Here is a 5,193-nt window from a genome sequence, read left to right as displayed (position 1 = left end):
ATCGAACGCGTCGCCGACGGACCCGATCGAGGGTGCGATGCCATCGAGCGCCAGCTTCTCGGTGTAGGCCAGCGAGACGTATTGAGACCCGGCGTCCGAATGTGCCCGCAGCTGCTCGGGCTGGACCGGGTGCCCATCACGCGCTCGTTCCCAGAGGGCCATGCGCAGCGGGATCATCACCAGCTCGACGTGCTTGGTGGTCTGTGCGTGCCAGGCCACGATGCGTTGCGAGTAGACATCGACGATGAAGGCGACGTAGACCCAGCCCGCCCAGGTGCGGCAATAGGTGAAGTCCATCACCCAGGTGTGATCCGGCCGGGGCGCGGTGAAGTCGCGGTTCAGCAGGTCGCCGGCACGGACCCCGTCCTTGGCGGGGATCGTAGTGCGGGTGCCCTTGTCGCGACGGATTCCCGACAGCCCGAGCGAGCGCATGGCCCGGTCGACCGCGCCTCGCGACGCGCCGGGGATCGACGTGCGGCGGATCAGCGCGGTCATCTTCCGCCGCCCGTAGAGGCCCTCGGGAGTCAGCACGCGACGCATCGTCCCGTTGCGTTCGACAATGGTCCATGCCGCGGCGCGGACAGCGTCCTGGACCTGCGCGTCCGTGATCGTCCGCACTGCGACGATGCCTTGCCGGTGGGCTCGGTAGGTGCGCGCGGCGATCTTCACGCCCTGCGCTTGCAGGACCCGGATGATCGACTCGACCGCGTGACCTTCGGCTCTCATCGTGTCAATGAAGCCCAGCATCAACGGTTGCGGGGGTCGAGTTCCCCCGCGAAGAAAGTCGTCGCAGCTCTCAGGATCGCGACATCCTCCCGCAGACGACTGTTCTCGGCCTTGAGCCGCTTGATCTCGGCATGCTCGACGCTGGTGATCCCGTCGCGGGTGCCGTCGTCGATATCGGCTTGCAGCACCCACCGGCGCACCGACTCGTGGCCCACGCCGACCTGGCGGGCAACGGCCGCTGACGCGGCCGTCAACGAGGGATACTCCGAACGATGCTCACGCACCAGCCGGACAGCGCGCTCACGCAGGGCAGGATCGATCTTCTTCGGCATGACATACATCCTTCCAACTCAAAAGGATGCGGCATCAAACCTGGGGCGCTTCAGCCCTGGCACACCTAACCCGCTTTGTGAACGTTGAGGAGATCGATCCGGCTGCGTTCACGATCTCGAAACTTCAGTCGACCGTGGGTGAGACGGGCCACGTGTGGGACGCGCTCGATCTGGCGTACAGGGCGTCGTTTCCAGGTGAACACATTGAGAAGGTGGGTCTAGCTAGGGAGCTCGTACTGCTTCTCACAACTTCCCCGGACGCCCCTGGAGCAGAGGCTCTGCGCGATCGTTTTGGCGAGTTGCTGGGGTACCTCGCCGAGGTCCTGGATTCGGCCGCGGTGGAGGAGGAGCAAAACCGCAGCGACGACAAAGTGAAACGAACCATCAAGAACTTCGCGCGCACGCATACGAGAGGCATTTCAAAGCGGGAGGCTAAGCGACTCCTTCGGGAGTTGGCCGACGCGTTCGCGCAGAGCGACTGGGTGGATGAGGCGACTCAGCGCATCAGCGCGATCCGTCGAGAGCACGAGCTTGAGGATTCAACTTCCCCCACAGTGGTCGACTTTGATGGGTTTCGTGGTGCTATTCGTTCTCTCGGAGAAAAAGAGAGACAACAGTACCAAGATGACGCAACGAAGGACCCAGCCGCCAGCCTTCTGGCCGAGACGCCGCCCGCCGTTGCATCCTCCGGGTCGGTTTAGATGCCGAAGATCGCTCGGTGCTGACTACCGCAGCAATCGCTCGATGTCCACAACACAAATTAGAGACCGACACGCGCAGCATCGCTTGAAATCGGCCGCGGACGCTCTCCGCTCATCTGCTTGTGAGATCGCGGAACCGCCGCGACTGGCCTCTTCGGGGCCGCAGCCGCAGCTCTCGTCACTTTCCGTGATGACGACCGACGGTTTGTGGTTCGATGAGGCCTCCAGACGTCCAAGATCTTCTACAGCTGATTACGCAACACTCGAACCTCGATGAACGGGCCTACAGAACACCATCGAGGAACTCGGTGTGCTGCGGCACCTGTCCGGGCCCTAGCGACACCATGATGGCCGAGTGCTCTGACGACAGACCCGGTGAACGTTTCGCCCGAGACGCGGCGTCAGTGGATCGATCGATTAGCCACTGAGTTGGTGGCCTCCGTGACTCCTGCAGAGCCTCGATGTACTGGCCCAGATTTCCGTCATCCAGCGAAAACCACCAGGGTGACTCAATGACTCTGTGGGGTTCGGGCCGCCTAGATCGATACGCCGAATCCCTAAAGGTCGCCAACACCGGCACCCGCTTTAGGTCATCGTCGTCAAGCAACAATGAGCGAGTCGCGATCATGTAGCCCTCGATGTAGCACGCGTCAAAGTACCGCCGCCGCTCGATGGCTGTGACAAAGTGATGGGCGTAGGAATGAACGACGCCTTCCACGGCCCGCGGATCGGAATAAACTCCGCGATGCTTCAGCAGGCGCACCCTCCCTAAAGCGGCAAGCATGCCGTCCTGATACGAGTGCGTGAAAGCACCAAAGGCGCCTGCCTGGGCGAGGAGCACCTCCGACGCGACGTGCGCATCATGGATGACTTGATGCAGCCACTCCGCTCGGCCTAGCCGTGCGTCGGGCACATGGTCGCCTGTCCCTTCAAGCTCCTTCTTCAGAATGTGAGCGAAGTGGCCCCCATCAGTCCTGAGATGCGTCAGCTCCATCTGCGGAGATACTGGCGGATCGACGGGCGTGACAAGGTACGCCTTGCGCCGAAGTCGACCCATCCGCTCGATCACGTTGCGGTAGACGTTCTGAAAATCGGAGTCTGAGAGGGAGTACCCCACGAAGACGATGGTCCTCGTGGACAAATAGTCCCGCAGTTTCGCTCCCATCACTGACTGTGCAAGATCCGCCTCTCGTCGCTCGTAGTCATCGGTTGTTGCGACGATGCTCGACAGGTTCGAGATCGAGCCGTGGAGCTTCATCACGCGGCGTCCGGGAATGTCGAAGAAGGCGAAGTCTTCATCTAGGACGAACGGTCGTGCTCGGGAAAACCGCTCGAAGAAGTCATCCCAGTTCGTCGTGAAGATCGCGTCCAGCTGCGAGATGGTCGAGATTTCTTGATGAAACGCGGTGGTGCGATTCTGTAGCGACTGAAACGTCGATACGTAGTCGAGTCGCTCCATCAGCGTTCGGAGCAGCTCAGCGCGCCCGAACTGGTCCTCAAAGTCTTGCATCACGACGGGGAACGGATCGCTCGACGGGTTTTCCCGCAGCCTGGCCTCGATCTCTTCGTAGAACGTCTCGGGGAAGAGTCCGGGCTTCTCTGTGCTGATGCCTGCACCCGCGAAGATGACAAGTTCCCTGCGGCGCGCTGCGTCAACGAGGTCCTGAGGAAGGGCGACGGAATAGTGAGTGCCGCAAACGGCGCAACCTTCATTGAGCGGAGTGGATGCGAGTGACATTGCGGAGCCCATTCGACGAGGCGCGAGACGGACTCTATTCATACCTCGTATTCCGTGCAAGTCCGAGAAAACTCATCTGGTCCGCCTCGCCGACCCTTCCTCAGCTCGCTGGCGCTCGCGTGCCGATCGTGTGCGCGAGCTCACGATCCATCTCGACGGACATTGTCTGCTCGGAACATCGGTCTCTCCAGGAAGCCGTGACTGATCCGTACGATGTGGAAGTCATTGATCCATACCCACGAGGCTTGAGCCGCGACCCACACGTCCTAAGAGAACTGCGATCCATCAAGACGATCCATCAAGACTGTGATCTATCAGGACATCTCTGACGGTTCTGGATCAATAGATCTCTGACGTTTCGGGGTCGTTTGGTCCTGACACTTCTGCCTCGATGTTTGGGGGATGAGTCGTGTTGAGCCTGTTGATCCTCGTGTCCGTCTCGCGATCGTGCAGTGGCCTTCGGATGCGCCGCGCGGGTCGGTGACGACGTTTTGCCGGGAGCATGGGATCTCGCGGGAGACGTTCTATGCGATCCGGAAACGAGCGGCGGTGGATGGGCCCGTGGCAGCGTTGGAGCCGCGATCGAGGCGTCCGAAGCAGAGCCCGATGCGGCTCGCAGAGAATGTGGCGCAGCAGGCGGTGGCGGTGCGGGCGGCGTTAGAGCGATCCGGCCTGGATCACGGCCCGATCAGTGTTCACGAGAAGATGCGGTCGCTCGGGATGGCGCCGGTGCCCTCGACGGCGTCGCTGGCGCGGATCTTCCGTGACGCGGGAGTAGCGAAAGTCGAACCGCGGAAGAAGCCGAGGGCATCGTTTCGCCGGTTCGTCTATCCGGCCCCGAACGCATGCTGGCAGTTGGACGCGACCGAGTATGTCCTCTCGGGCGGTCGGAAGTGTGTCATCTTCCAGCTCATCGATGATCACTCTCGGTTCGCAGTCGCCTCTCACGTGGCCTGGGGTGAGACGTCGGAAGCGGCGATCGCTGTTGTCCGGAAGGGGATCGAGGCTCACGGTGTTCCGCAGCGACTGCTCAGCGATAACGGGGCTGCGTTGAACCCGTCCCGTCGAGGCGTGCTGGGCCAGCTCGTCTCGTATGTGACCTCTCTGGGGGTCGAGCCGATCACGGGCAAGCCCTATAAGCCGACCACGCAGGGCAAGAACGAACGCTTCCACCAGACCCTGTTCCGGTTCCTCGATAAGCAACCCCTCGCCGACACGCTCGAGCAGTTGCAGGCTCAGGTCGACGTCTTCGATCTGGTCTATAACACCGAGCGTCCGCATCAAGCTTTGCCCGGTCGAATCACCCCGCAACAGGCATGGATAGCGACGGCGAAAGTCGAGCCACCGCGCCCCGCGCCGCGACCCGCGACTCTGCCGGCAGATGACGGGATCCGGATGACACGGGTCCGAGACAACGGCACGGTCTTCGTCCGCGGCATCCGATTCCACATCAGTCGAGCCCTCGTCGGCGCGATCGCCTACGTCGTCGAGGAAGACACCGAACTGCTCGTGTTCGATTATCAAGGCACCCTGCTCATCCAGCAGCCCTGGCCCGCACCCGGCACGAAGTACGTCGGCAGCGGCAGACCCCGCGGGCGCGGCCGCCCCACCGTCTGAGTGTCAGAGATGTCCTGACACATCAACTGTCAGAGATGTCCTGATGCAGAATCGTCAGGCATGTCCTGATACATCACAC

General features: G+C 61.9%; 3 protein-coding genes and 1 pseudogene. 2 read left to right on the top strand and 2 right to left on the bottom strand.

The features are described from left to right. Positions 1 to 1,058: pseudogene (locus CGU34_RS04685) on the bottom strand (IS3 family transposase); the annotation flags it as partial. A 77-nt stretch (positions 1,059 to 1,135) separates the two neighbouring features. Between CGU34_RS04685 and CGU34_RS04680 the strand changes: the two are divergent. Beyond that, the gene (locus tag CGU34_RS04680; protein WP_157811226.1) at positions 1,136 to 1,759 is read left to right on the top strand and encodes a hypothetical protein; all 624 of its coding nucleotides are present in this window, start codon (positions 1,136 to 1,138) and stop codon (positions 1,757 to 1,759) included. Between the two features lie 283 nt (positions 1,760 to 2,042). On the opposite strand, the gene CGU34_RS04675 is transcribed toward CGU34_RS04680, so the two are convergent. Further along, positions 2,043 to 3,497, bottom strand: coding sequence for an SIR2 family protein (locus tag CGU34_RS04675; RefSeq protein ID WP_157811225.1), 1,455 nt, complete (start codon positions 3,495 to 3,497; stop codon positions 2,043 to 2,045). 402 nt (positions 3,498 to 3,899) lie between these two features. Between CGU34_RS04675 and CGU34_RS04670 the strand changes: the two genes are divergently transcribed. Then, on the top strand, positions 3,900 to 5,114 hold the full coding sequence (locus CGU34_RS04670) for an IS481 family transposase (protein ID WP_036301396.1): 1,215 nt from the start codon (positions 3,900 to 3,902) through the stop codon (positions 5,112 to 5,114). Positions 5,115 to 5,193: the final 79 nt, after the last annotated feature.

Origin of the sequence: Microbacterium lacus, assembly GCF_002812805.1 — a bacterium.
Classification (GTDB): Bacteria; Actinomycetota; Actinomycetes; order Actinomycetales; family Microbacteriaceae; genus Microbacterium; species Microbacterium lacus_A.
Note: the sequence above shows the minus strand (reverse complement) of the source record. Positions and strands in the feature narration are given on the sequence as shown.

Bases quoted from the DNA above. Each gene is read 5' to 3' on its own strand.
- CGU34_RS04675 (WP_157811225.1), bottom strand. From the start codon at position 3,497: ATGTCACTCGCATCCACTCCGCTCAATGAAGGTTGCGCCGTTTGCGGC.
- CGU34_RS04670 (WP_036301396.1), top strand. From the start codon at position 3,900: ATGAGTCGTGTTGAGCCTGTTGATCCTCGTGTCCGTCTCGCGATCGTG.